The following is a 23,721-nucleotide window of genomic DNA, read 5'->3' on the forward strand; positions in this document are numbered from 1 at the left end:
TTTCTCCCGGCTCACGCGGGTGTCGATCTCGGCGACGAGAGCGATCCGCCGGGCTTCGAGCAACTGGATTTGATGGGAGACCGCGGCGGCGTCGGCGAGCAGTTCGCTCTCGCTCAGTTGCCAGATCTCCGTGGTCATGGAAGCCAGTGTATCGAACGCACGTTCGACTGGCAACCAAAGTTGAACAGAAAACTGTTGTCCTGCATGAGGATTCGCGAATCGGAACCTGTCGGTGGGGTGTGATAGGCGTTGGTGGACCCTGACGTCAGGCGATGCGCTCAGTCGGCGTCTCTGGCAACGGTTTCCAGCTCGGCTCGATATGCGGCCCACCAGGCTTCGTTGCCGTCGGTCATATTTTCGTTGCCGAGTCGTAGGCCTACGGCGTTGTCGATGAGTTCGCGCACGATGTCCGCATGCCCAGCGTGCCGGTTGGTTTCGGCCACGAGGTGCACGAGCACGCGGTGCAGGGTTACTTCCTGCTTCTCGACGGGCCAGTGCAGGACGCGTCCGACAGTGTCGAGGTCGTTCGTTTCGATGGTCCTGTCTGCGTACTTCCAGGCCTCGCGATACAGGGCGACAATGGATTCGGTCGATTCGTCGGCAGTGGCCCACATGTCGGAGTTCAGCCGGGCCATGGCCGCTGCCTCCAATTCCGCGAACCGAGCTGGAAACTCACGTCCGAAGGTGGGGCCGAAGTAGCCGTATTCGACGATCGCCAGGTGCTTGATCAGCCCCAGGAGGTTCGTCCCCGTCGGCGTCATCGGCCGTCGTTTCTGGTACTCGGTGAGGCCGTCGAGCTTCCACAGCATGTTCTCGCGGGCGATCCGCAGGTACTGGTGCAGGTCGTCTTTCATGCTGGTCGGCTCGGTCATGCTCGTCAGCTCACCGACGCGTGCCAGACCAGAGCAGCGGCCAGCGCGCCGAGTCCGTTCAACGACCAGTGCAGGGCGATGGGGGCGATCAAACTTCCGCTGCGGCTGCGCAGCCACGTGAACACCACACCCGCCGCCGCAGTCGCCACGACGGCCAACGCGATACCGACGATCTGCCCGAACAGCCCGCCACCGAGAAATCCGCTCAGCCCCACGTTGCCCGCCGTCAGCCCCAGCGACGACGCGATGTGCCACAGACCGAACAGCAGGGATCCTGCAGCGAACACGCCTCGAGCTCCGTAGATGCGCCCCAGCGTGCCGTGCAGCACCCCGCGGAATGCGAGTTCCTCCGGGATGACGGTCTGCAGCGGAATGACGATCATCGATGCGACGATGGCTGCAGAAACGGTTGCGTATCGGTCGGCCATGAAGAACGGCCGAGTCAGCGGCAGCAACGCACCGATCGCGACGACGGTCAGGACGACCCCGACGGCTCCGAGTGCGTACAGAGATCCGGTCTTCCATTGCTTCGGAGAGAGTCCCAGTTCGGCCCACCCCAGACCGCGCCGGTTCGCCAGGACTACCAGCAGAACCGCGGCGATCGGAACCGTCGCGATGCTGGCCCACACCGTGGTGAAGTGCGCGATGAGGTTGGTGCCCACGAGTACGAGGACGACGATGGCGACGTCGAGGTAAGCGTGGAAGGCGCGTCGGGGTGCCACGCTCCCGGCCGGATTCACAGCAAGCATTGGATCGAGTGTACTGGCGTCAGCTGTGAGCGCCCGGTGAATCGAGGCTTCGGTCGAGGCCTTTGCGGTCGTAGATGCGGGTGAACACCACACCGAACACGAGCCCGATGAGCAGTCCGAGAGACGTCATGCCCACCGAGTGCAGCAGCCCTGCGTCGAGTGAGGCGTTGAAGTACAGGATCGAGCGGGTGCCGAGGAAAATCTGGTGCATCGGCTCGAACTGCGCGAGCCAGGTGAAGAGCCGCGGGCTGGCTTCGAGGGGAATGGTGCCACCCGAGGACGGCAACGCCAGGATGATGAACACGATCAAATTGATCAGCAGTCCTGCGGTGCCGAACGCGGACATCACCGCCAATGCCGTGATGCCGACCGCGGTGATCGCGAACGCGCCGTACATCCACAGGGTCCAGGCGTGGGTGATCGGCATACCGAGCAGATGACTGATCAGCAGATACAGGGCAGACACCAGCATGGCCAGTACGACCATGACGAGCCACTTCACGAGCAGCGTCTGGAAGCGGTTGATCAGGGTCGGTCCCCGATGGATGTACTTGGGACCGATCTCTGTGGGCGTGAATCCGAGTAGGCCGTCGACGAGTGCGCTGACGATGGTCGCACCGGTGAAGCCCGCCAGGACGAGCAAGAGCGCGTAGTAGAAGGCGGACAGGCCACCGCCGGTGCCGTCGGGCAGAGGATCGTATTGTGCAACGATCACATCGATCGGCTGCGCGAGGGTGAGAGCACTTGCACCGGCGAGCTGAGTCTCGCCGAGCTGTTGGCGTACCTGTTCGGTGATCTGCTGTCCCACAGTTTCATTGACCGACTCGAACGCCGGTGTCGCCACTCCGGTCACGAGCGACATTCCGAAACTGCCGGCACGTGGGTTGGTGTAGACCGTGATGATCGGCTTCTCGACGTCCCCGGGAATCACACTGGCCTGGGCGAGGATTCCCATTCTCTTGGTGAAATCGCTGGGGATGACGATGGCACCGTAGGCCTCGGCCGTCGACAGCAGCGATTGTGCCCGCGCCGGGCCGACTTCCCTGAAATCGACCTTCTCCGGATCGACGTTCTGCAGCAGACCCTCGACGATGTCGTTGCCTATGTTGCGTTGCTCGCCCGCAAGGGTGTCGCCCTCGTCCTGGTTGACGATCGCGATGGGAAGGTCGTGCAGATTGCCTCGCGGGTCGAGGACTCCGCCCAGATACAAGGCAGCCAGAAAGGACATCAGCGCCGAGACCACGAGGATCGGAGCGAGCCAGAAACGCGGCGAACGTAGGACGTCGGCCATCGACCGAGGGGTTCTGTCGGAGGTCACCGGATCAGTGTCGCAAGTTCGGCTCCCGAGTGCGCGGTAGTTCGACCGCTGCTACGCCACCCATGTGAACGGAACTTCGTAGCAGGCTACGAGGTTCCGCTCACCTGCGGCGCAGCCGCTCCTAGGCGTTGGCCCGACGCGGCAGCTTCCACTCCGGACGCACCCAGTGGCAGGTGTATCCCTCGGGGTACTTCTGCAGGTAGTCCTGGTGCTCGGGCTCGGCCTCCCAGAAATCGCCGGCCGGGGTCACCTCGGTGACGACCTTGCCGGGCCACAGTCCCGACGCGTCGACGTCGGCGATGGTGTCCTCGGCGACGCGCTTCTGCTCGTCGTTCAGGTAGAAGATCGCCGAGCGGTAGCTGGCTCCGATGTCGTTGCCCTGACGGTTCTTGGTGGTGGGGTCGTGGATCTGGAAGAAGAACTCCAGCAGGTCCCGGTATGTCGTCTGGGTGGGGTCGTAGACGACCTCGAGGCCCTCGGCGTGATTGCCGTGGTTGCGGTACGTGGCGTTGGGGACCTCGCCGCCGGTGTAGCCGACGCGGGTCGAGATCACTCCCGGGAGCTTGCGGACGAGCTCTTCGGCTCCCCAGAAGCATCCTCCGGCGAGAATGGCGGTTTCGGTGGCTGCAGACATCGTTGCTCTCCTAGTTCTTTATCGGTCGATACGTGGGGTTCAACGAACGAGGCGGCGTCATAATTCCGAGTCGTGGGTGCGTTCGCCGACCTCGAGAACCAGCTTGCCGGTGTTCGCCCCGTCGAACAGCAGGTTCAGGGTCGACCCGAAGGCGGGGACTCCGCCGATCTCGATCTGCTCGCGTGCGGTCATCTTGCCGCTGGTGAGCAGTTCGGACAGGGCCTCGATGCCCTCCTGGTAGCGATCGAGGTAGTCGAAGATGATGAACCCCGTCATCGATGCCCGATTGATCAGTAGCGACAGGTAGTGCGCCGGGCCGGGCTGCGGGTCCGTCGCGTTGTAGCCGGAGATCGCTCCGCACAACACCACTCGCGCTCCCTTGCGCAGTCGGGAGAGGGCCGCGTCGAGGATTTCGCCGCCGACGTTGTCGAAATACACGTCGATGCCCTTCGGTGCAGCCGCCTTCAGGCCCTTGTACACCGACTCGTTCTTGTAGTCGATCGCCGCGTCGAAGCCCAGTTCTTCGGTGAGCCACGCGCACTTCTCGGGTCCACCGGCAATGCCGATCACAGTGGCTCCCTTGGCTTTCGCGATCTGTCCCGCGATACTGCCCACGGCACCGGCGGCTCCGGAGATCACCACGGTATCGCCTTCGGTGAGCTTGCCGACGTCCATCAGACCGAAATAGGCCGTGAGCCCGGGAAATCCGAGTGCTCCGAGCCAGGTGGGAGCAGGCGCGATGGATTCGTCGACCTTCTGTACCCCCGTGCCGTCCGACAGTGCATGCTCGGTGACGCCGAACGAACCCGAAACGATCTCTCCGACTGCATAATCGGGATGGTGGGATTCCAGCACCCGGCCCACGGCGTGCGCTCGCATCACCTCGCCGATGCCGACGGGCGGCACGTACGAGCGCGCATCGTTGAGCCAGCCGCGCATGGCCGGGTCGAGAGAGACGTAGTCGACGGTGACGACGAATTCGCCGTCGCCAGGAGTGGGAATCGGTTCCTCGGTGAGGTTCCACGTCGATTCGTCGGGACGTCCCACCGGGCGCTGGGCCAGCCGGATCTGACGGTTCACAGATGTCATCTACCGTTCCTTCCACATCGAAGACGTGCATGTCGAAAACAGGGTGCTTCGACACTAGGGCAGAATGACGTCACGATGACCAACGCGCCGAACACCACCCGCCTCGCCCCCCGACTCGTCGCAAGCGACGTCGACGGCACCCTGCTCGACCAGCATGAACGTGTCACCGAGCGCACCAAGCGCGCCGTCTCGGCCGTCGTGGCCGACGGAGTTCCGTTCGTGCTGTCCACCGGCCGGCCGCCGCGGTGGATCCACCCCGTCGTCGATCAGCTGGGATACGCGCCGATGTCGGTGTGCGCCAACGGTGCGGTGATCTACGACGCCGCCAACGATCGCGTGCTCAGCGCCGAGACGCTGTCAGTCGAGACGCTGCAGTGGTTGGCCGACGTCGCGTATCGCGCGCTGCCCGGCTGCGGACTTGCCGCCGAGCGAGTGGGCCGGACGGCGCACGACTCGGCCACACCGCAGTTCGTCAGCTCCCCGGGATACGAGCACGCCTGGCTGAACCCGGACAACGTCGAGATGACCGAGGACGACGTGGTCGACGTTCCGGCCGTCAAGCTGCTGATCCGGTTGTCCGGCTCCACCAGCGGACACATGGCCGACATCCTGTCCCCGCTGATCTCCGGTCGAGCCGACCTGACGTTCTCCACCGACAACGGACTCATCGAGCTGTCGGCACCGGGCATCACCAAGGCATCGGGCTTGGCCAAGGTCGCCGAGACGCTGTCGGTGGACGTCAAGGACATCGTGGCCTTCGGCGATATGCCCAACGACGTGCCGATGCTGTCGATGGTGGGACTGGGCGTGGCGATGGGCAACGCGCATCCCGCTGCCGTCGCGGCGGCGAACGAGGTGACCGTCACCAACGCAGAAGACGGAGTGGCACAGGTTCTCGAACGCTGGTGGTGACCCTCGGGTCTCCCGGCATATCCGAACACGACAAGGGCCGAGTCACCGCGGTGACTCGGCCCTGGTCGACTGTTGGAACTCAGCCCGCGGGTGCGGGCTCCGGTGCGGGAGCAGGCTCAGGCACAGGAGCCGGTTCCACCGGCGCCGCGACGGGGTTCTGCATCTCCGCGTTGTAGGTGTCGTTGTACGTCTTGATCACGGTGGTGACGATTCCGGTGAGCTCGTTGAAGATCAGCGAACCGTTCTCGAAGTCGGTACGGAAGCCCTCCGGCACCCGGAACTCGTCGGTGATCGGCAGGCCGAGGATGCCGTCTACGCCACCCTGCTGCACGTACTGCTGGAAGATCTTGCCGATGACGGCCACGGCCTGACCGGCCATGTTGGTGATGATCTCGCCGTTGGCGAATTGCGCCTTCTCGCGGCCGCCGCTCACCTGCACCAGGCCGCTCACCGGAACGCCGAGCGAGCCGGTTTCTCCGCCCGATTCCAACCACTTCTGTGCGACGGGACTGGTCGACGCCAGTCGCTGCAGCTCGGCGACCAGGGCCGGGATGTTCTCGCCCAGAGTGGAACTGGCGTCGGTGCCCGGGCGTGACGGTGCCGGGTCGGTCACCGCGGTGTCGGGTGCGGTATCGGGAGCGTCGGGCGATACCGGAGTGGCATCTCCGCCGCCGCCGAGGTTTGCCGCAGCGATGTCGCGGATTTCTCCGAGTCGTGCGTATCCGGCGTCACCGGGGCATTCGGTGTTGCCTACATCGCGGTGGCCGAAGATCACCGGCAGGTCGACGCTCTGGCCGCGGCCGACAAACGTGAAATCCGTTCCCTCCGAGGTCATCGTGGTGGTGCCCTTCGGGTCGAGACCGGCCTTGCCGAGTCGCCATCCGAGGAACTTGCCGACCGAATCGATGGTCTCCTGCGAGGGATCCTCGTTGGAGTAGTCGCCCATCATGGCGATGCCCATCGTGTTCTCGTTGAACCCGCCCGAGTGTGCGCCCTGGACCGGCTTGTCCAAGCCGCCCGCGCGGCCCTCGAAGATCTGGCCGTACTTGTCGACGAGGACGTTGTAGCCGATGTCGCACCAACCGAGTGTCTGCGCGTGGTATGCGTAGATGGCGCGGACGATCTCGGCCGATTCGGACTTGGAGTAGTCGTTGCTGCCTGCGGTGTGGTGCACTGTGGCACCGCCGAGGAAGTCGTCGACAGTCGGTGTGGCGCAACGGATCGACTCGTCGGCACCCCACTGAGCGCGGGTGATGACCTTGGGGCCTGCGTCACCGGCGACGGGCGTGGCGATGTCGTTCAATGCCGAGTCGACCGGCGACGTGCCGGGGGTGATGAGTACGGCACTGATGTCATCGACCGCAGCAGCCAACTGATCCGCCGTGCCTTCCGGCGCGGCTTCGGGCTGGGCGGGATCTGCTGCAGGTGCCTCGACTGCAGGTGCCGGTGCCGCGGGATCGACAGGTGCCGGATCCTGTTGACGCAGAGGCGTGCTCGACGACGCCGGGGTGTAGCCCAACGGCTGTTCGGCAGCAGCGGGCACCTCGGCCGGGGCGTCGGCAGCAGGCAGCTCGACGACCGGAACCTCGGGAACCGGTGCAGTTGCGAAGCTTTCGGGAGCTGCACTACTCGTCAGCGGCGTCAGCAGCACCTGCACTGCATTGGTCAGTCCGACGAAGATCGGTTCGGTGCCTTGCTTTTCCGCAGCGGGAACGGCGTCGCTCGCAGTGGTGTCCACCGGCGCGGTCTCGAGCCACGGACCCCAGGATCCGTCCTCGAGTTGCCGGCGAACCTGAGCGGCTGCACCGTCGAGCTGCTCGGAGGTCAGGGCCACCATGCTGAAGGGAGTGTCCTGCTTGATTTCCTTGACGGCGGCACCGAGCGGCGGGCCGGTCGGATCGGCAGCTTCCGGATTCACGGGCAGGGGACTGACCGGCGCGGATGCATCGACCCGGGGAACGGGTGCCTGTGCTGTCGCGTTGCCCGGCGCGGGCGTGGTCAGGCCCGGGATGTCCGGGATTTCGATCGGCGGGATCACGATGGAATCCGGCAGCGGTAGGTACTTCAGATCGGAGAGCCGCAGATCCGGCAACGGCAGTCCGGTGAGTTCCTGCAACGGAATGACGATGTCCGGTGCGGAGCTCAGCGCGGTCTCGACGATCTTGGTCGGCACGGTGACCGGGGTTGTCTCGTTGGCCGGTCGAACTCCGGTTGTCGTGCTGTCGGTGAGGCCTGCGACCGCAAAGGGGGTTGCGACGGCCAGTAGTGCGACAGCACCGAGAACGATCGACGGCTTCGTTCGACGGTTCGGCAAGGCGGTACTCCCTGGTTGTTGGTAGGTACGCGTCGTAGGATCTCCAGCTACTGAACAACATGAATCACATCAGCAACATGAGTCCCATCAGACACAAGGCTAAACCTTAGCTTGACAGTTAGCCATCGGCGGGAAGTTCGAGTGGCGCGGCGCGTCGGGGCTTGCACTCCTGGGTCGTTCCGCAGGCTCCACTCCTGCCCACCTACGCTTTCGAGCTGTGACTGTGCACTTCATCGGAGCCGGACCGGGCGCTGCCGACCTGCTCACGCTGCGAGCCGTCGAGCTCCTGCGATCGAGCCCGGTCTGCGTCTACGCCGGCACCTACATCGACGACGCGATCCTCGAACATTGCTCCGCGGGTACCCGGCTGGTCGACACCGCGAAGCTCGACCTCGACGCCATCACCGAAGAGTTGGTCGCTGCCCACGAGCGCGGCGAGGACGTCGCGCGCCTGTGCTCGGGCGACCCGTCCCTCTACTCCGCGTTGGCGGAGATGTCCGCTCGACTCGACGCCGCAGGCGTGCCCTGGGACGTCACCCCGGGCGTTCCTGCCTACGCGGCCGCAGCCGCCGCACTGGGCGTCGAGCTGACGGTTCCGGAAGTGACGCAGTCGGTGGTGCTCACCCGCGCACAGGCCCGCTCGACGGCGATGCCCGATACCGAGGCGCTGAAGAACTTCGCCGCCACCAGGGCGACGCTCGCGCTGCACCTGGCGATCACCCGCACCCGCATCATCGCCGACGAACTGACCGAGTTCTACGGTCCCGAGTGCCCCGCCACCGTCGTCTTCCACGCCAGCAAGCCGGACGAGCTGATCCTGCGCGGCACTTTGGCCGACATCGCAGATCAGGTCGAGGCCGCCGACCTACGACAGGCGGCGGTGATTCTGGTGGGGCCAGCCCTGGCTCGACGCGTCGTCACCGAATCCCACCTGTACGACGCGTGCCGGGACCGCTCGTGAGAATCCATCTGATCGGCATCGGCGGTGGACACCCGGATCAGGTGACCGTCCAGGCCGTCGAGAAACTGCGGGCCGTCGACGTGTTCATCGTCGCAGACAAGGGTGCGTCCGTCGGCGATCTCGCAACAGCCAGGCAGGAGATCCTCGAACGCCACCACGGCGGTAGCTACCGGGTGATCGAGGTGCCCGACCCGCCACGCGACCGATCGCCCCGGCAGTACGAGACCGCTGTCCTCGATTGGCACGACGCCCGCGCCCGCGCCTACGCCGATGTGCTCGACGGCCTCGCCGACAGCACCGTCGTCGGATTTCTCGTCTGGGGAGACCCCGCGCTGTACGACAGCACGATCCGCGTCGTCGAGCGACTGGCCGCGTTGCGCGGTGACATCGAGTTCGATGTCACACCCGGTATCTCCAGCGTGTCGATGCTGGCGGCGAGTCACCGCCTCGTGCTCAACCGCATCGGCGGGCCGATCGTCATCACCACCGGCCGCAACCTGGCAGGCGATGTCGCGGCCGGTCTCGACAACCTCGTGGTCGTGCTCGACGGCAATCTGGCCTGCAGCGCGCTGACCGGCGCAGGGTGGGGCATCCACTGGGGTGCCAACCTGGGGACGGCGGACGAGAAGCTGGTGTCGGGTCCGCTCGACGACGTGCTGGGCGAGATTCGCCGCGCCCGCGAGGAGGTCAAGTCCCGGCACGGCTGGGTGATGGATACCTACCTGCTTCGACGCCTGCCCGGTTGACATCCGACCGGCCGACCGACGCCTGGCGGGGCAGAGCGGTCACGATCGTCGGATACCCTGGTTGCCCGTGACTGCTGTAAGCCCCGAGACCACCTCTTCCGACGCCTCCGTGACCGGCCGATACGACCTCATCGTCGTCGGATCCGGGTTCTTCGGACTGACCGTGGCGGAGCGGGCGGCGTCCCAGTTGGGCAAGCGTGTCCTCGTGCTGGATCGGCGGCACCACCTGGGTGGCAACGCGTACTCCGAGGCCGAGCCCGAGACGGGTATCGAGATCCACAAGTACGGCGCGCATCTGTTCCACACCTCGAACAAGCGGGTCTGGGACTACGTCAACCAGTTCACCGACTTCACGAGCTACCAGCACCGTGTCTTCGCCCTGCACAAGGGCCAGTCGTATCAGTTCCCGATGGGCCTGGGCCTGATCTCGCAGTTCTTCGGCAAGTACTTCTCGCCTGCCGAGGCGCGGGCACTCATCGAAGAGCAGTCCGACGAGTTCGACTCGAAGGATGCGCAGAACTTCGAGGAGAAGGCGATCTCGTTGATCGGGCGCCCGCTGTACGAGGCGTTCATCAAGGACTACACCGCCAAGCAGTGGCAGACCGATCCGAAGAACCTGCCCGCGGGCAACATCACCCGATTGCCGGTGCGGTACACGTTCGACAACCGCTACTTCAACGACACCTACGAGGGGCTGCCGGTCGACGGCTACACCGCGTGGCTCGAGAAGATGGCCGCCGACGAGAAGATCGAGGTCCGATTGAACACGGACTGGTTCGACGTCAAGGCCGAGCTCGTGGCCGAGAGCCCCGACGCTCCCATCGTCTACACCGGCCCACTGGACCGCTACTTCGACTATTCCGAGGGCGAACTGGGTTGGCGCACAATCGATTTCGAGACCGAGGTACTTCCGACGGGTGACTTCCAGGGCACCCCGGTGATGAACTACAACGACGGCGACGTGCCGTTCATCCGGATCCACGAGTTCCGTCACTTCCACCCCGAGCGCCAGTACCCGACCGACAAGACGGTCATCATGCGCGAGTTCTCCCGCTTCGCCAAGAGCGGCGACGAGCCGTACTACCCGATCAACACCCCCGACGATCGGCAGAAGCTCGAGGCCTACCGCGACCGCGCCAAGGCCGAAGCCGCCGCGAGCGGAGTGCTGTTCGGTGGCCGACTCGGCACCTACCAGTACCTGGACATGCACATGGCCATCGCGAGCGCGTTGAACATGTACGAGAACACCCTGGCTCCGCACTTCGAGACCGGTGCACCCCTGGCAGGCGACAAGTGACCGCCAAGCACCTCCTCGAGGACGGCATCGCCGACGCCGCGCCGGTTCTCGGCAAGTCACTGCTGCAGCGAGTATTGCTGCCGCGCTCCGGTGAACCGCTCGACGTGCGCACGCTGTACCTCGAAGAGGCGCTCACCAACGCCAAACGGGCACACTCGCTCTCGCGGACCTCGGTCACGATCGGCTCCGAGTCCGAGGTGTCGTTCTGTACCTATTTCAACGCGTTCCCGGCGAGCTACTGGCGGCGCTACAGCGTCCTGAAGTCCGTGGTGCTGCGCGTCGAGGTCTCCGGACACTGCCGAATCGACGTCTACCGGTCCAAGGCCGACGCGTCGCGCATCCACGTCGAGGGCCGTGAAGCCGTGGACGGCGATGCGGCGCAAGAGTTTCTGATCGATCTCGGTCCGTTCGAGGACGGCGGCTGGATCTGGTTCGACATCACCTCCGATTCCGAGGTGGTTCTCGAGAGTGCGGGCTGGTACGCGCCGATCGAGGCTCCCGGTGAGGCCACCGTTGCCGTCGGTATCCCCACGTTCAACCGCCCGACCGACGCAGTCAAAGCCCTTGTGGCCCTTGGCTCGGATCCGTTGGTGCTCGACGTGATCCAAGCCGTCATCATGCCGGATCAGGGCACCCGCAAGGCCAAGGACGAGCCAGGGTTCGACGAGGCGGCAGCAGCCCTCGGTGGGCGACTCGCCATCCATGACCAAGCCAACCTCGGTGGCTCCGGTGGCTACAGCCGCATCATGTACGAGGCACTGAACAACACCTCGTGCCAACACATTCTGTTCATGGACGACGACATCGAGATCGAGCCCGACTCGATCCTGCGTGCGCTGGCCATGTCTCGGTTCGCCAAGGTCCCCACTCTCGTCGGTGGCCAGATGCTCAACCTGCAGGCGCGCAGCCACCTGCACGTCATGGGCGAAGTGATCGATCGCGGCAACTTCATGTGGACCGGCGCGCAGAACGTGGAGTACGACCACGACTTTTCCGAGGATCCGCTGCGCACCAGCAAACTGCTACACCGCCGCATCGACGTCGACTACAACGGCTGGTGGATGTGCATGATCCCCCGCGTCGTCGCCGAGGAACTGGGGCAGCCACTGCCGCTGTTCATCAAGTGGGACGACGCCGAATACGGGTTGCGCGCACGGGAAGCCGGCTACCCGACGGTGACACTGCCGGGCGCGGCCATCTGGCACATGGCGTGGAGCGACAAGGACGACGCCATCGACTGGCAGGCGTACTTCCATCTGCGCAACCGCCTCGTGGTCGCATCGCTGCACATGCCGGGCGACGGCAAGGGCCTGGTGCTCGACACGATCAAGGCCACGGTCAAGCATCTGCTGTGCCTCGAATACTCGACGGTCGCCATTCAGAACCTCGCGATCCGCGACTTCTTGGCCGGCCCCGAGCACATCCTCGAGATCCTCCCCACCGCGCTGCCGACCGTGCACGCACTGCGCAAGGAATTTCCCGACGCCGTCGTCGTGGGCAGTTCCACGGAGCTGCCCCTCGCGTCCGGTGAGGAGGTGGGAGCCGTCGGGCTGCCGACCAACCCGCTCGCCAAGATCAGCCGATTGGCAAAAGGCTTGCTGCACAACGCAAAGCCTGCGCACACTCAGCATCACGACCGCCCACAGCTCAACGTCCCGACTCTCGACGCGCGCTGGTTCCTGCTCTCCCAGGTCGACGGCGTCACCGTCACCACCGCCGACGGCCGGGGCGTCGTCTACCGCAAGCGAGACCGCGCTCAGGCCGCGGCGTTGCTCAAGGAAGCACTGTCGCTGCGCAAGCAGTTGGCGGCCGAATTCCCCGCCCTCAAGGCTCGGTATCGCGATGCCGTGCCGCACCTGACCAGTAAGGAAACGTGGGAACGTGTCTTTCGTTACCAGGCGTAAGGGCCAGACCGAGGCCCCGACGGAAGTCAGGATCCTCGAGAAGGTGCAGAGCACCGTCGGCAGTGCACCGGGCGCGATCACCGTCGCCCGCGGCATGTCGCACTTCGGCGAACACGCACTCGGCTGGGTCGCGATCGCCGGTATCGGTGCTGCGCTGGACAAGCCGCGTCGGCGTCAGTGGGCCTCGGTGGCAGTCGGGGCAGTGGGCTCCCACGCCGCGTCGATCGTCATCAAGCGAATCGTGCGCCGGCCACGTCCCCACGATCCGGCCGTGCGCATCAACGTCTCGACGCCCAGCAAGCTGAGCTTTCCGTCCTCGCATGCGACATCCACCACAGCCGCCGCGGTTCTCCTCGGCCGGGTGACCGGGCTACCGTTACCGGCGGTCCTCGTCCCACCCATGCTGCTCTCGCGCTTGGTGCTCGGAGTCCACTACCCCACCGATGTGCTGGCAGGATCTGCACTCGGCGCGTTGACGGCTGCGGCCGTCGTGAAGTTCGAAGGAGACAAATGAGCGAGGATGCCGCACCCGTAGGCGCGCCGCCGAAGAACCTGGCGGACGGCATCGTCAAGGCGCTTCGTCCGCGTCAGTGGGTCAAGAACGTCCTGGTGCTCGCTGCACCGCTGGCCGCGGGCTCGGTCACCGACCCCGACGTGCTGCTGTCCGTCGCGCTCGCGTTCGTCGTGTTCTGCTTCGCCGCGTCCGGGGTCTACCTCGTCAACGACGCCCTCGATGTCGAGGCCGACCGCGCACACCCCACCAAGCGGTTCCGGCCGATCGCCGCGGGCGTGCTGCCCGTCAACATCGCCTACGCGATGGCCGTGGTGTCCTTCGCCCTCGCCATCGGTCTGTCGTTCCTCGCGAACTGGAAGCTGGCTCTGGTCATCGGTGTCTACATCGTGATCCAGCTGGCCTACTGCTTCGGTCTCAAGCACCAGGCCGTGCTCGACATCTGCATCGTGTCCTCGGGCTTCCTGTTGCGCGCGATCGCCGGTGGCGTCGCCGCGTCGATCCCGCTGTCGCAGTGGTTCCTGCTGATCATGGCGTTCGGATCGCTCTTCATGGCTGCCGGCAAGCGCTACGCCGAGCTGCAGCTCGCCGAACGCACCGGAGCGAAGATCCGCAAATCGCTCGAGAACTACACCACCACGTACCTGCGATTCGTCTGGACGCTGTCGGCAACGGCCGTCGTCATCTGTTACGGCCTGTGGGCGTTCCAGGAAGACGCGGGCACGGACGCCAACTGGTTCGCGATCTCGATGATTCCGTTTACCATCGCAATCCTGCGATACGCAGTGGATGTCGATGGCGGCGAGGCAGGCGAACCCGAAGAGATCGCGTTGGGAGACAGGGTTCTCCAGCTACTCGCCATAGCGTGGATCGGAGTGGTTGGTGTCGCTGTCTACCTCGCCTGACCAGCGAGACGCGCGAGAAGAGAACTCCGCTCGGGCATCGATCACCCGGCCCGTCTTCTGGATCGGGACCGTGGTCACCGGGGCGTTGTTCCTCTGGGGTGCGTGGGAGCGCCGCTGGATCGCCGACGACGGGCTGATCGTGCTGCGCACCGTCCGCAACCTGCTGGCCGGCAACGGACCGGTGTTCAACGCGGGCGAACGAGTCGAGACCAACACCAGCACCATCTGGACGTACCTCGTCTACGCAGGCAGTTGGCTGAGCGAGGGACGCCTCGAGTACGTCGTCCTGACGATCGCGCTCGTGCTGTCCACGGCCGCCGTCGTCATCGCGATGATCGGCACGTTCGCGCTGCGAGGGCGTACCGCATCGAAGACCCTGTTCCTGCCCGCAGGCGTCCTGGTCTACATCGCGGTTCCTCCTGCCCGCGACTTCGCGACGTCCGGCCTCGAGACCTGCCTGGTCATCTTCTGGCTGGCGATGCTGTGGCTGCTGATGGTTCGCTGGGGCCAGCGCCGGAGCGGCGGCTTCGAGCTGCTGCTGCTGGCGTTCTTCGCAGGCCTCGGCCCGCTGGTGCGTCCGGAACTGTCCATCGTGGCGGTGCTCGCGCTGGCGATGATCTTCCTGGCCCCGCAGAGTTGGTCGTCCAGGCTCCGAGTGTTCGTTTTCGCCGGAGCCGTGCCGGTGCTCTACCAGATCTGGCGCATGGGCTACTACGGCCTGCCGTACCCCAACACCGCGGTGTCGAAGGATGCCGGCGGAGCCAAGTGGTCGCAGGGGTTCGAGTACCTGTCCAACCTCGTGGGCCCGTACCTGCTGTGGCTGCCACTCCTACTGCTCGTCGTCGGTGCCGTTCTGTCGGCCTCCCGAGTGCGGTTGTCCCTGCCCCGCACCGTCGGCGGCTGGCTCGCAGCGCTACGGACGCCGACCGCCGTGGTCGTCTTCGTATTGATCAGTGGCCTTCTGCTGGCTTTGTACGCGATTCGCGTCGGCGGCGATTTCATGCACGGCCGCACATTGTTGCCGGCATTGTTCACGCTTTTGTTGCCGATTTCGGTGCTGCCGGTCGCCCTTCCGAAACGATGGTCTGCAGACCGCGCCACCGCGATATTCTTCGCCGATCTTTTCGTCTGGGGCGGCATCGTGGTCTGGGCCGTCGTGGCTGCCAATACGACGGGTATGCCGCAGGGTTCGATCGTCGGCCGCAGTGGCATCGTCGACGAGCGGGCGTTCTACTCGCTCAACACCGGGCACGCCCACCCGATCCTGGCCTCGGACTACCTCGACTACCCGCGGATGCGTGGGATGGTCGAGGCGATCGAGGACACTCCGGACGGCGGCCTGCTGTTGCCGTCGGCGCAGTTCACGTACTGGGATGTCGTTCCCCCACCACTCCCCATCCCGGAAGGTGGCTTCGGTCACACCGTCTTCTTCCTGAACCTCGGAATGACCAGCATGAACGTCGGCCTCGACGTGCGGGTCATCGACCAGATGGGACTGGCGTACCCGTTGGCGTCGCACACCGAGCGGCTCGAGAACGGCCGGATCGGACACGACAAGAACCTGTATCCGGACTGGGTGGTGGCCGATCTCGGCCTCGTCGCCGTCCATCCGTACCTGCCCTGGTACATGGACGAGGACTGGGTCACCGAGGCTCAGGTTGCGCTGACCTGCCCCGACACCCAGGAACTGCTCACCTCGTATCGAGCTCCGTTGACGAAGGAATTGTTCGTCCGGAATGTCAAGCGTTCGCTCTTCTACGCTGGATATCGGTTCGATCGGGTGCCGAAGTACGAAATACAACGATGTGATCTTCCGGCTCCGATATTGAAGGCGGACAATTAGGTGTCCGAACACGAAAAGGTCACCGGGTTGCGCCGAATTGGTGTCGACGCCAAGATGAGCTATCTCGATCATGTAACGGGGGTCGTCCTTCGCGCGATAAGTGCGGAGGATGTGTATGCGTCCGACCTGTGTGGTCGGGCGGCAGACATGATGGACTTGCGAGATCAAGCGTTGATTGCGTAACCGATGTGACGACGAAGCAGCTGAGAGGTCGAGTGCATGCTGGGTAGAAGGAAGAGCCGGTCCGAGGACAAGCGGGGTGGGTCCTGGGGACGCCGCGCCGCCACGTCCATGCTGATGGCAGTGGTCCTACCACTGGGATTGGCTGTAGCCGGCGGTGGCGCGACTGCAAACGCGGCCTTCGACGGCAATGCCATCGACGTATGGACGGACTCGTCGATGGGTCCGATCAAGAGCCGCGTCTGGCGCGCCGCGGACGGTAACACCGACCGCGTCGTCTACCTCCTCGACGGGCTGCGGGCCACCACCGACATCTCCGGTTGGGAGCACGAGACCGACGCCGGTGCCGTACTGGCCGGGTACAACATCAACGTCGTCCAGCCGGTCGGCGGACAGTCGAGCTTCTACTCCGACTGGTACGCACCGTCGAACTTCAACGGCCAGCAGACCACGTACAAGTGGGAGACCTTCCTGACGCAGAACCTGCGTGAGAACCTGCGCGCCAACTGGGGCTTCAACCCCAACCGCAACGGTGTCATCGGTATCTCCATGGGCGGATCGGCTGCTCTGACGCTCGCCGCCTACCACCCGGACCAGTTCAGCTACGCGGGCTCGCTGTCCGGCTACCTGAACATCTCTGCTCCCGGCATGCGTGAAGCCATGCGTCTCGCGTTGCTCGACTCGGGCCGCTACAACATCGACGCGATGTGGGGACCGCCGTGGGATCCGGCGTGGCTGCGCAACGACCCGTTCGTCTTCGCGCCTCGTCTGCGCGACAACGGAACCCGTGTGTGGGTGTTCGCAGGTAGCGGTCTGCCCGGCGGACTCGATCGCCCGCAGAGCTTCATCGACTACTACAACACCGCCAACGGCATGGGCCTCGAGGCCATCGCGTTGGCGAACAGCCGGGCGTTCCAGATCCGGATGGCGAGCATCGGCGCCAACAACGTCACGTATGCGTTCCCGGCCGTCGGTACCCACCAGTGGGGTTACTGGGGCGAGCAGATCCGCATCATGGCACCGGACCTGAGCGCCAACATCGGTGGCTGACCGGCCACACTTCGTTTCGGTCGTTTCGCCCGCTTTTCGGCCCTTCGTGAAACTTCACGACTTTTCAGGCCTGTTCAGCGGGGGCCGGGCAGGATAGTCTCCTGTTTCAAGGAAACGTCGAGGTGAAACTGGGACGCTGATCACAGTTTTGCCTTGGAACCGCTCGATGGAATAACCTCCATCGAGCGGTTCGCCTGTTTTCACAGCAGAACCTCAGTTTTTCGGGACCACATCGTCCCTGGCCTCGAGGGGCCACCCAGAAAGCCCTGTTCGATTGCCGGGGGCCGCATGTCGCGGAGACCGCGTAGATGAGAGAGAGCACGATTCATGCGATTTGCCGGCCTCAGCAGAACCCCGAAGGCGTCTTCACGCTGGCGTCAGCGCCTGCTCGGCGTCGGTGCTGCCGCGCTCGTCCTTCCCATCGCAGCCGGTGTCGTCGGTGGAGCGGTCGCTGTTGCAGCGCCTGCTCCCGTCGTGCACCAAACGCCCGCCGGTGGCCGTGAGGACCTGATCGTTCCGTCCGAGATGGGCCCCATCAAGGTTCAGGTCCAATGGGCGGCCCGCGGTGGCAACGCTGCTCTCTACCTGCTCGACGGACTGCGCGCACGCGACGACCGCAACGCCTGGACGTTCGAGACCAACGCGCAGGATCAGTTCGCCAACGACAACGTGACCCTGGTCATGCCCGTCGGCGGTCAGTCGAGCTTCTACAGCGACTGGTACACCTCGTCGAACTTCAACGGCCAGGAAGTCACCTACAAGTGGGAGACGTTCCTGACCCAGGAGCTGCCCGCGTTCCTCGAGAACTACGGCGTCTCGCGCAGCAACAACGGCGTACTCGGACTGTCCATGGGTGGCTCGGCCGCTCTGACGCTCGCCGCGTACCACCGCGATCAGTTCAAGTTCGCCGGTTCGCTCTCGGGCTACCTCAACATCTCCGCGCCCGGCATGCGTGAGGCCATCCGCGTCGCCATGCTCGATGCCGGACGCTTCAACGTCGACTCCATGTGGGGACCGCCCTGGAACCCGGCGTGGCTGCGTAACGACCCGTTCGTCTTCGCACCGAGGCTCGAGGGCATGTCCCTGTACATCTCGGCCGCCAGTGGTCTGCCCGGCGAGTTCGATCGACCGGCCGCGCCGATCGATTTCTACAACACCGCCAACGGCATGGCGCTCGAGGCCCTCTCGCTCGCCAACACCCGTGCATTCCAGATCCGCATGAACACCCTCGGCATCCCGGCCACCTACAGCTTCCCGTCCAACGGCATTCACGCATGGCCGTACTGGGGAGCCGAGCTGTGGAAGGCTCGCGGCCAGATCCTGGAAGCCCTGAACGCCTGACGTTCACCATCTTCATGTTTTCCGGAAGTGCCGCCCGCGTCCCTACGCCGGGCGGCATTTCTGTTCCAGCGGATCGTTAGCGGCACCTCTGTTCACAATTGCACCACCAGTCACAGCGCGTCTGCTTCTCGTCGGCAGCGGGCACGTGTAGAAAGACATACGAAGCATGTCTCGATAGGAGACCTTCGAATGTCACGTCGAAAGAGAGTCACCATCATGCGCACTGAGCTTGTTCGGTTCGGTCGGACTACATCGGCCGGTACACGGGCTCGGCGAGCGGCAGCAGCATTGACCGTCGCTTCCGCGCTGATGATCCCCTTCGCGACGACGACCGTTGCCTCCGCTGCCCCCGTCGCCAGAACGGCCCCTGTTGCACTGGCCGGCCCCGCCTACACGCAGACATCCGGTGCCACCGTCACTTCGGTGGACTGGCTCTCCGATCGTCGCGTCGCGCTGTGGATCCAGTCGCCCTCGATGGGAACGCCCATCCAGGTTCAGCTGCTGCTCGCGCGTGACTGGAACATCAACCCTCAGGCGACGTTCCCGCAGGTGTACATGCTCGACGGCCTGCGCGCGACCGACCAGGAGAACGGCTGGACGGCCGAGACCGACGCCGAGTCGTACTTCGCCGACAAGAACGTCAACGTGGTCCTGCCCATCGGCGGCCAGTCCAGCTTCTACTCCGACTGGGTCGATCAGGACAACGGCAAGAACTACCAGTGGGAGACGTTCCTGACCGAGGAGCTCCCGCCGATTCTCGAGCGCGACTGGCGCAGCACCGACAACCGCGGCGTCGTCGGACTGTCGATGGGCGGCACGTCCGCGATGTTCCTCGCCGCGCGCAACCCCGGCTTCTTCAAGTTCGCCGGATCGCTCTCGGGCATCCTGAGCACCACCTCGCTGGGTATGCCGCAGGCAATCCAGTACGCGATGACCGACGCCGGTGGGTTCAACTCCAGCGCTATGTGGGGACCGCCGTCGAACTCGCTGTGGGCTCAGCACGATCCGTACGTGCTGGCCGACAAGCTCGAAGGCGTCAGCCTCTACATCTCGAGCGGCAACGGCTCGGCCGGACCCTACGATCAGCCGTCGCCCATTCCTGGTGTGAGCACCAACTACGCAGGTATGGGTCTGGAGATTCTGTCGCGACTGACCTCGCAGACGTTCGCCACCAAGCTCAACCAGCTCGGCATCCCCGCTCAGGTCAACTACCGGCCGTCGGGCACGCACTCGTGGCCGTACTGGCAGTTCGAGTTGCATCAGCTGTGGCCGCAGCTCGCCACCGCGCTCGGCGTCGAGGTGGACAAGCCCGCATGCAGCGCCGCCGGACTGATCGGAAACGCGAGCGGTGCCAATTCGTGGCTCGGCCCGTGCTTGACCGCCGAATACAACGTGGCAGGCGGACGCGCACAGGACTTCACCTTCGGTCGGGTCTTCTTCACTCCCGACACCGGTGCGCAGGTCGTCGCCGGTGCCATCGGTGGCATCTATCAGGGCAACGGGGGCCCCGAGGGTGCTCTCGGCTTCCCGACGACCGGCGAGATCGGAACCCCCGACGGTCGCGGACGGTTCAACGCCTTCCAGAACGGCATGGTCTACTTCACGCCGCAGACCGGCGCGCACGCGGTCAAGGGTGCCGTGCTCGACGAGTGGGCCGCCCAGGGTTACGAGGGCGGACCGCTCGGCTACCCGGTGCTCGACGAGGTGGAAACGCCGACCAAGCCCGGATCGGTGCAGGGCTTCGAGATCGGTGCCATCTACACCTCGCCCGAGGCCGGTGTGCACTCGGTGCAGGGCATGATTCTGGGCAAGTACGGCGAATTGGGTTGGGAGGGTGGACCTCTCGGGTTCCCCAAGTCCAACGAGCTCGGTCCGATCAGGGACGGCGGACGCTTCAACCAGTTCGAGACGGGCAACATCTACTGGAGCCCTCTGAGCGGTGCCTGGTCCACTCCGTACGGTCCGATCTTCGACGCGTGGGGATCGGTCGGCTACGAGGGCGGCCGGCTCGGCTACCCCACCAGCGATCAGTTCGACATCGACGGTGGCGGCAAGCAGCAGAACTTCCAGTTCGGCATCATCACGCTGAAGGATGGCGTTGCCACGATCGCGCCGTAGAACCTGCCGACAGCAGCTCAGAGTTCTCACAGAGCGCGGCGGTACTCTCGCCTGCGAACCCGACGACCGAAGGATTTCGATCGATGACGCGTAATTCCCTCACCAGGACTCTGTCGCTCGGTGTGTTCGCCGTTGCGGCGAGTTCGATGCTGGTGGCCTGCGGGAGTGACGACTCGACGGCGACCGGAGCGCCGACGAGCACCACCTCGGCCGTCGAGACGACGACCGAGGCGAGTTCGACGACGTCGGCTGCAGAGAGCACCACCACCGCTGCGCCGACCACGAGTCCGGGGGAGGCGGCCACTGCGCCGCCCGAGCAGCCTCAGCCCGTCCCGGACGATTTCCCGGGGCCGACAGAAAGTCAGATCGACGACCGCGGTCAGAGTTTCCTGGACGAGTTGAGGAAGCAGGGCATCACCCCGGCCGGCAACGGCGACATCGCGGTCTCGACGGCCAACTACATCTGTGCCGCGCAGGCGCAGGGCGTCACGGCCGAGGAGATCTCGACCTTCGTCACGGCGAACGTCGGCGTCGAGGCCAGCGCCTCCGGAACCCAGATGAGCGAGACGCAGGCTCAGCAGGCGGCTCAGACCTACATCGCCGCCGCGCAGGCGACGTACTGCAGGCCGTAGAGATCCACGGTGATGGCCAAGCGTAAGCGCAGGATTCTTCCGGTGATCGCCGTTGCGGCGATCATCGGTCTGATCATCGTCGCCCTCTGGTACCTGCTTGCCGGAAGGCTGCCGAAGGAACCGGGAATTCCGGTGCCTCCGGGCCCCGAGGAGCCGACGTCGCAGCCGGCCGATTGCCCCGACGTTCAGGTCATCGCCATCCCCGGTACCTGGGAGTCGTCTGCCACCGACGATCCGTACAACCCGACGGCCAATCCGGTGTCGTTGATGCTCAACGTCACTCGCCCGTTGCAGGAGCAGTTCCCCGGCTCGCGAGCGGACGTCTACACCGTGCCGTACGTGGCGCAGTTCTCGAATCCCATCGCGCTGCCGCCGGACGGCCAGGAGTCCTACAACAACAGCCGCACCCAGGGCAAAGCCGTCGCCGTGCAGAAGATGACCGATGTCAGCGCGCGTTGCCCGTTGACCAATTTCGTCCTCGCCGGCTTCTCTCAGGGCGCGGTCATCTCCGGCGACATCGCAGCGGACATCGGAGCGGGCAACGGTCCCATTTCCGCCGATCGTGTTCTCGGCGTCACCCTCATCGCCGATGGCCGACGCGACGGCGTCTCCGGCACCGATGTTCCGGCCCCGCTCGACGGCGTCGGTGCCGAGGTTGCGCTCGGCGGACTCGACCTGCCCGGTATCACGATGACGGGGCGTCGGGAAGGTGGCTTCGGTGCGCTCGACGACCGGACCAATCAGATCTGTGCTGCCGGCGATCTGATCTGCTCGTCGCCGTCGGATGGATTGTCGCTGCGCAACATTCCGCAGAGCATCCAGATTCTGATCGGTGCTGCAGGCAACCCCGTTCATGCGTCGTACAACAGTTTCGTCGTCGACGAATCCGGTACGACGGCTACTCAGTGGACCGCTTCGTGGGCCGCCGGACTGATCGAGAACGCCCCGACGCCCCCGCATTCGTGAGCGCTGACGCTTATATAACGGAAACGTCACAACGCGACGTGTGGCGATCTATTGCCGGGCACAAACCTGGGTCCGGAAACCCCCAGCCGGTGTGATCGCATCGGGCCAGCGGCTAGAGTGGCGCCTTGGACCTGCGCAGATCGGCCCCGGCCGGGCTGCTCTCGCCACCCGAAACAAGACCGCTCCACACTCCGAGGAGAGCAATAGATGAGTTCCGCCGAGGCCGCGACCCCAGGGCCGCGTAAATTCCGATTCGCTGCGGGCGGAGAGGGAAACGCCGAGGAGGGCGGGGCTCGGAAGTTCATCAAGCTGGCGCAGCAGGCCGAGGAACTGGGCTACGACAGCTTCATGATTCCCGATCACCTGGGCAACCAGGTCGGTCCCATCGCAGCACTCGGCGCGCTCGCCGTCGCCACCGACAAGATTCGGCTCGGCACCGCTGTGTTGGCCAACGGCTTCCGGCATCCGGCTGTGCTGGCCAAGGACGCGGCCACCATCGATGTGCTGTCGGGCGGGCGGCTCGAACTCGGTCTCGGCGCCGGTTGGATGCGTGAGGAGTACGACAAGGCGGGCATCACGTACGACCGCCCGGGCGTGCGCATCGAGAAGTTGGAAGAGACGCTCGAAATTCTCGACGTGCTGCTGCGCGGTCAGGAATGCAATTTCGAGGGCAAGCACTACACGATCACCGGTCTCAAGGGCAGTCCTCGGCCGCGGCAGGGACCGCGTCCTCCGATCTGCATCGGCGGTGGCGGTCCGAAGATGCTCGCGTTGGCGGCCAAGCATGCCGACATCATCTCCGTGGTGCCGAGCACCTCGAAGGAGGGCAAGCTGTTGCTCTCGGGCATGACCATCGAGAAGACCCTCGAGCGAGTCGAGCTCATTCGCGCGGCCGCGGGCGATCGGTTCGACGACATCGAACTGAACTGGGCCATCACCACGATCGTGGTCACCGACGACCGTGAACAGATGGCCGAGATGGCGCTGGCGGCACTCGACAACGGCTATCCGCCGAACGTGGACGTCGACGTCAAGCTCACCGTCGAGGACATCCTGTCGTCTCCGTACCTCGCATTCGGGACATACGAGGAAATTGCCGATCAGATCCGTAACGTTCGCGCGCGGACGACGATGTCCTATGTCGGGGTTTTCCCTACTCAAATGGAAGCATTCGCGCCGGTTGTCGACTTGCTGAAAGGCGAGTGACGCAGGCGCGTGTCGGTACCATGTAGCTGGCCTTTCAAACCAGGTGCCAAACCGACACCGTAAGAGCTACTAGTCAGTAACATAAAACGCTGTTCGGTGTCTGCATGCACGCAGCCGGTGGTGCGGGCCCAGGTCACGCAGGCTGTGTGGCAGCGGATTCGTGTCGGAGGAGA

At 65.0% G+C, this 23,721-nt stretch carries 20 protein-coding genes; 14 read left to right on the forward strand and 6 right to left on the reverse strand.

Annotated features, from left to right (window positions below; translation table 11 throughout):
- Positions 1–278: 278 nt before the first annotated feature.
- From CH291_RS10960 to CH291_RS10980, 5 genes are all read right to left on the reverse strand, one after another.
- Positions 279–872, reverse strand: coding sequence for a DinB family protein (locus tag CH291_RS10960; protein WP_094687478.1), 594 nt, complete (start codon positions 870–872; stop codon positions 279–281).
- 5 nt (positions 873–877) lie between these two features.
- A complete protein-coding gene (locus CH291_RS10965) occupies positions 878–1,621 on the reverse strand; it encodes a CPBP family intramembrane glutamic endopeptidase (protein ID WP_037187130.1) in 744 nt (247 codons plus the stop codon).
- 19 nt (positions 1,622–1,640) lie between these two features.
- Positions 1,641–2,912 carry a YhgE/Pip domain-containing protein gene (locus CH291_RS10970; protein WP_094687479.1) on the reverse strand — a complete coding sequence of 424 codons (1,272 nt, stop codon included), beginning with the start codon at positions 2,910–2,912 and terminating at the stop codon, positions 1,641–1,643.
- A gap of 148 nt (positions 2,913–3,060) precedes the next feature.
- On the reverse strand, positions 3,061–3,573 hold the full coding sequence (msrA, locus tag CH291_RS10975) for a peptide-methionine (S)-S-oxide reductase MsrA (protein ID WP_068054290.1): 513 nt from the start codon (positions 3,571–3,573) through the stop codon (positions 3,061–3,063).
- 57 nt (positions 3,574–3,630) lie between these two features.
- The gene (locus CH291_RS10980; protein WP_094671294.1) at positions 3,631–4,662 is read right to left on the reverse strand and encodes an NADP-dependent oxidoreductase; all 1,032 of its coding nucleotides are present in this window, start codon (positions 4,660–4,662) and stop codon (positions 3,631–3,633) included.
- Between the two features lie 75 nt (positions 4,663–4,737).
- On the opposite strand from CH291_RS10980, the gene CH291_RS10985 reads away from it, so the two are divergent.
- Positions 4,738–5,574: an HAD family hydrolase gene (locus CH291_RS10985; protein WP_094638937.1), complete on the forward strand. Its 837-nt coding sequence runs from the start codon at positions 4,738–4,740 to the stop codon at positions 5,572–5,574.
- 79 nt (positions 5,575–5,653) lie between these two features.
- On the opposite strand, the gene CH291_RS10990 is transcribed toward CH291_RS10985, so the two are convergent.
- Positions 5,654–7,888 carry an N-acetylmuramoyl-L-alanine amidase gene (locus CH291_RS10990; RefSeq protein WP_094687480.1) on the reverse strand — a complete coding sequence of 745 codons (2,235 nt, stop codon included), beginning with the start codon at positions 7,886–7,888 and terminating at the stop codon, positions 5,654–5,656.
- Positions 7,889–8,105: 217 nt separating this feature from the next.
- On the opposite strand from CH291_RS10990, the gene cobM reads away from it, so the two are divergent.
- The 13 genes from cobM to CH291_RS11060 all read left to right on the forward strand — a co-directional run bounded on the left by cobM (position 8,106) and on the right by CH291_RS11060 (position 23,548).
- Positions 8,106–8,849: a precorrin-4 C(11)-methyltransferase gene (cobM, locus tag CH291_RS10995; protein WP_094687481.1), complete on the forward strand. Its 744-nt coding sequence runs from the start codon at positions 8,106–8,108 to the stop codon at positions 8,847–8,849.
- The gene (cobF, locus tag CH291_RS11000) at positions 8,846–9,595 is read left to right on the forward strand and encodes a precorrin-6A synthase (deacetylating) (protein WP_179276514.1); all 750 of its coding nucleotides are present in this window, start codon (positions 8,846–8,848) and stop codon (positions 9,593–9,595) included. Before cobM ends, cobF begins: the two co-directional genes overlap by 4 nt.
- Before the next feature lie 67 nt (positions 9,596–9,662).
- The gene (gene glf, locus CH291_RS11005; RefSeq protein ID WP_176460223.1) at positions 9,663–10,892 is read left to right on the forward strand and encodes a UDP-galactopyranose mutase; all 1,230 of its coding nucleotides are present in this window, start codon (positions 9,663–9,665) and stop codon (positions 10,890–10,892) included.
- Positions 10,889–12,796: a glycosyltransferase gene (locus CH291_RS11010; protein ID WP_094687483.1), complete on the forward strand. Its 1,908-nt coding sequence runs from the start codon at positions 10,889–10,891 to the stop codon at positions 12,794–12,796. Before glf ends, CH291_RS11010 begins: the two co-directional genes overlap by 4 nt.
- Positions 12,774–13,310, forward strand: coding sequence for a phosphatase PAP2 family protein (locus tag CH291_RS11015; RefSeq protein WP_052047296.1), 537 nt, complete (start codon positions 12,774–12,776; stop codon positions 13,308–13,310). The genes CH291_RS11010 and CH291_RS11015 overlap by 23 nt, the downstream gene beginning before the upstream one ends.
- Positions 13,307–14,212: a decaprenyl-phosphate phosphoribosyltransferase gene (locus CH291_RS11020; protein WP_068054311.1), complete on the forward strand. Its 906-nt coding sequence runs from the start codon at positions 13,307–13,309 to the stop codon at positions 14,210–14,212. Before CH291_RS11015 ends, CH291_RS11020 begins: the two co-directional genes overlap by 4 nt.
- Complete coding sequence (gene zomB / locus CH291_RS11025) at positions 14,190–16,055, forward strand: flagellar motor control protein ZomB (RefSeq protein ID WP_094687484.1); 1,866 nt, start codon at positions 14,190–14,192, stop codon at positions 16,053–16,055. The genes CH291_RS11020 and zomB overlap by 23 nt, the downstream gene beginning before the upstream one ends.
- A gap of 219 nt (positions 16,056–16,274) precedes the next feature.
- The gene (locus CH291_RS11035; protein ID WP_176460222.1) at positions 16,275–17,285 is read left to right on the forward strand and encodes an alpha/beta hydrolase; all 1,011 of its coding nucleotides are present in this window, start codon (positions 16,275–16,277) and stop codon (positions 17,283–17,285) included.
- A gap of 327 nt (positions 17,286–17,612) precedes the next feature.
- Positions 17,613–18,626 carry an alpha/beta hydrolase gene (locus CH291_RS11040; protein WP_068054320.1) on the forward strand — a complete coding sequence of 338 codons (1,014 nt, stop codon included), beginning with the start codon at positions 17,613–17,615 and terminating at the stop codon, positions 18,624–18,626.
- A 216-nt stretch (positions 18,627–18,842) separates the two neighbouring features.
- On the forward strand, positions 18,843–20,744 hold the full coding sequence (locus tag CH291_RS11045) for an alpha/beta hydrolase-fold protein (RefSeq protein WP_094687485.1): 1,902 nt from the start codon (positions 18,843–18,845) through the stop codon (positions 20,742–20,744).
- 83 nt (positions 20,745–20,827) lie between these two features.
- Positions 20,828–21,376, forward strand: a complete 549-nt coding sequence (locus CH291_RS11050) for a DUF732 domain-containing protein (protein ID WP_094671290.1) — start codon at positions 20,828–20,830, stop codon at positions 21,374–21,376.
- Positions 21,377–21,388: 12 nt separating this feature from the next.
- Positions 21,389–22,342 carry a cutinase family protein gene (locus CH291_RS11055; RefSeq protein ID WP_094671288.1) on the forward strand — a complete coding sequence of 318 codons (954 nt, stop codon included), beginning with the start codon at positions 21,389–21,391 and terminating at the stop codon, positions 22,340–22,342.
- A gap of 207 nt (positions 22,343–22,549) precedes the next feature.
- Entirely contained in the window at positions 22,550–23,548 is a 999-nt protein-coding gene (locus CH291_RS11060) for an LLM class F420-dependent oxidoreductase (RefSeq protein ID WP_094687486.1), read from the forward strand.
- Positions 23,549–23,721: the final 173 nt, after the last annotated feature.

It is taken from the genome of Rhodococcus sp. 14-1411-2a (assembly GCF_002259485.1).
Classification (GTDB): domain Bacteria; phylum Actinomycetota; class Actinomycetes; order Mycobacteriales; family Mycobacteriaceae; genus Rhodococcoides.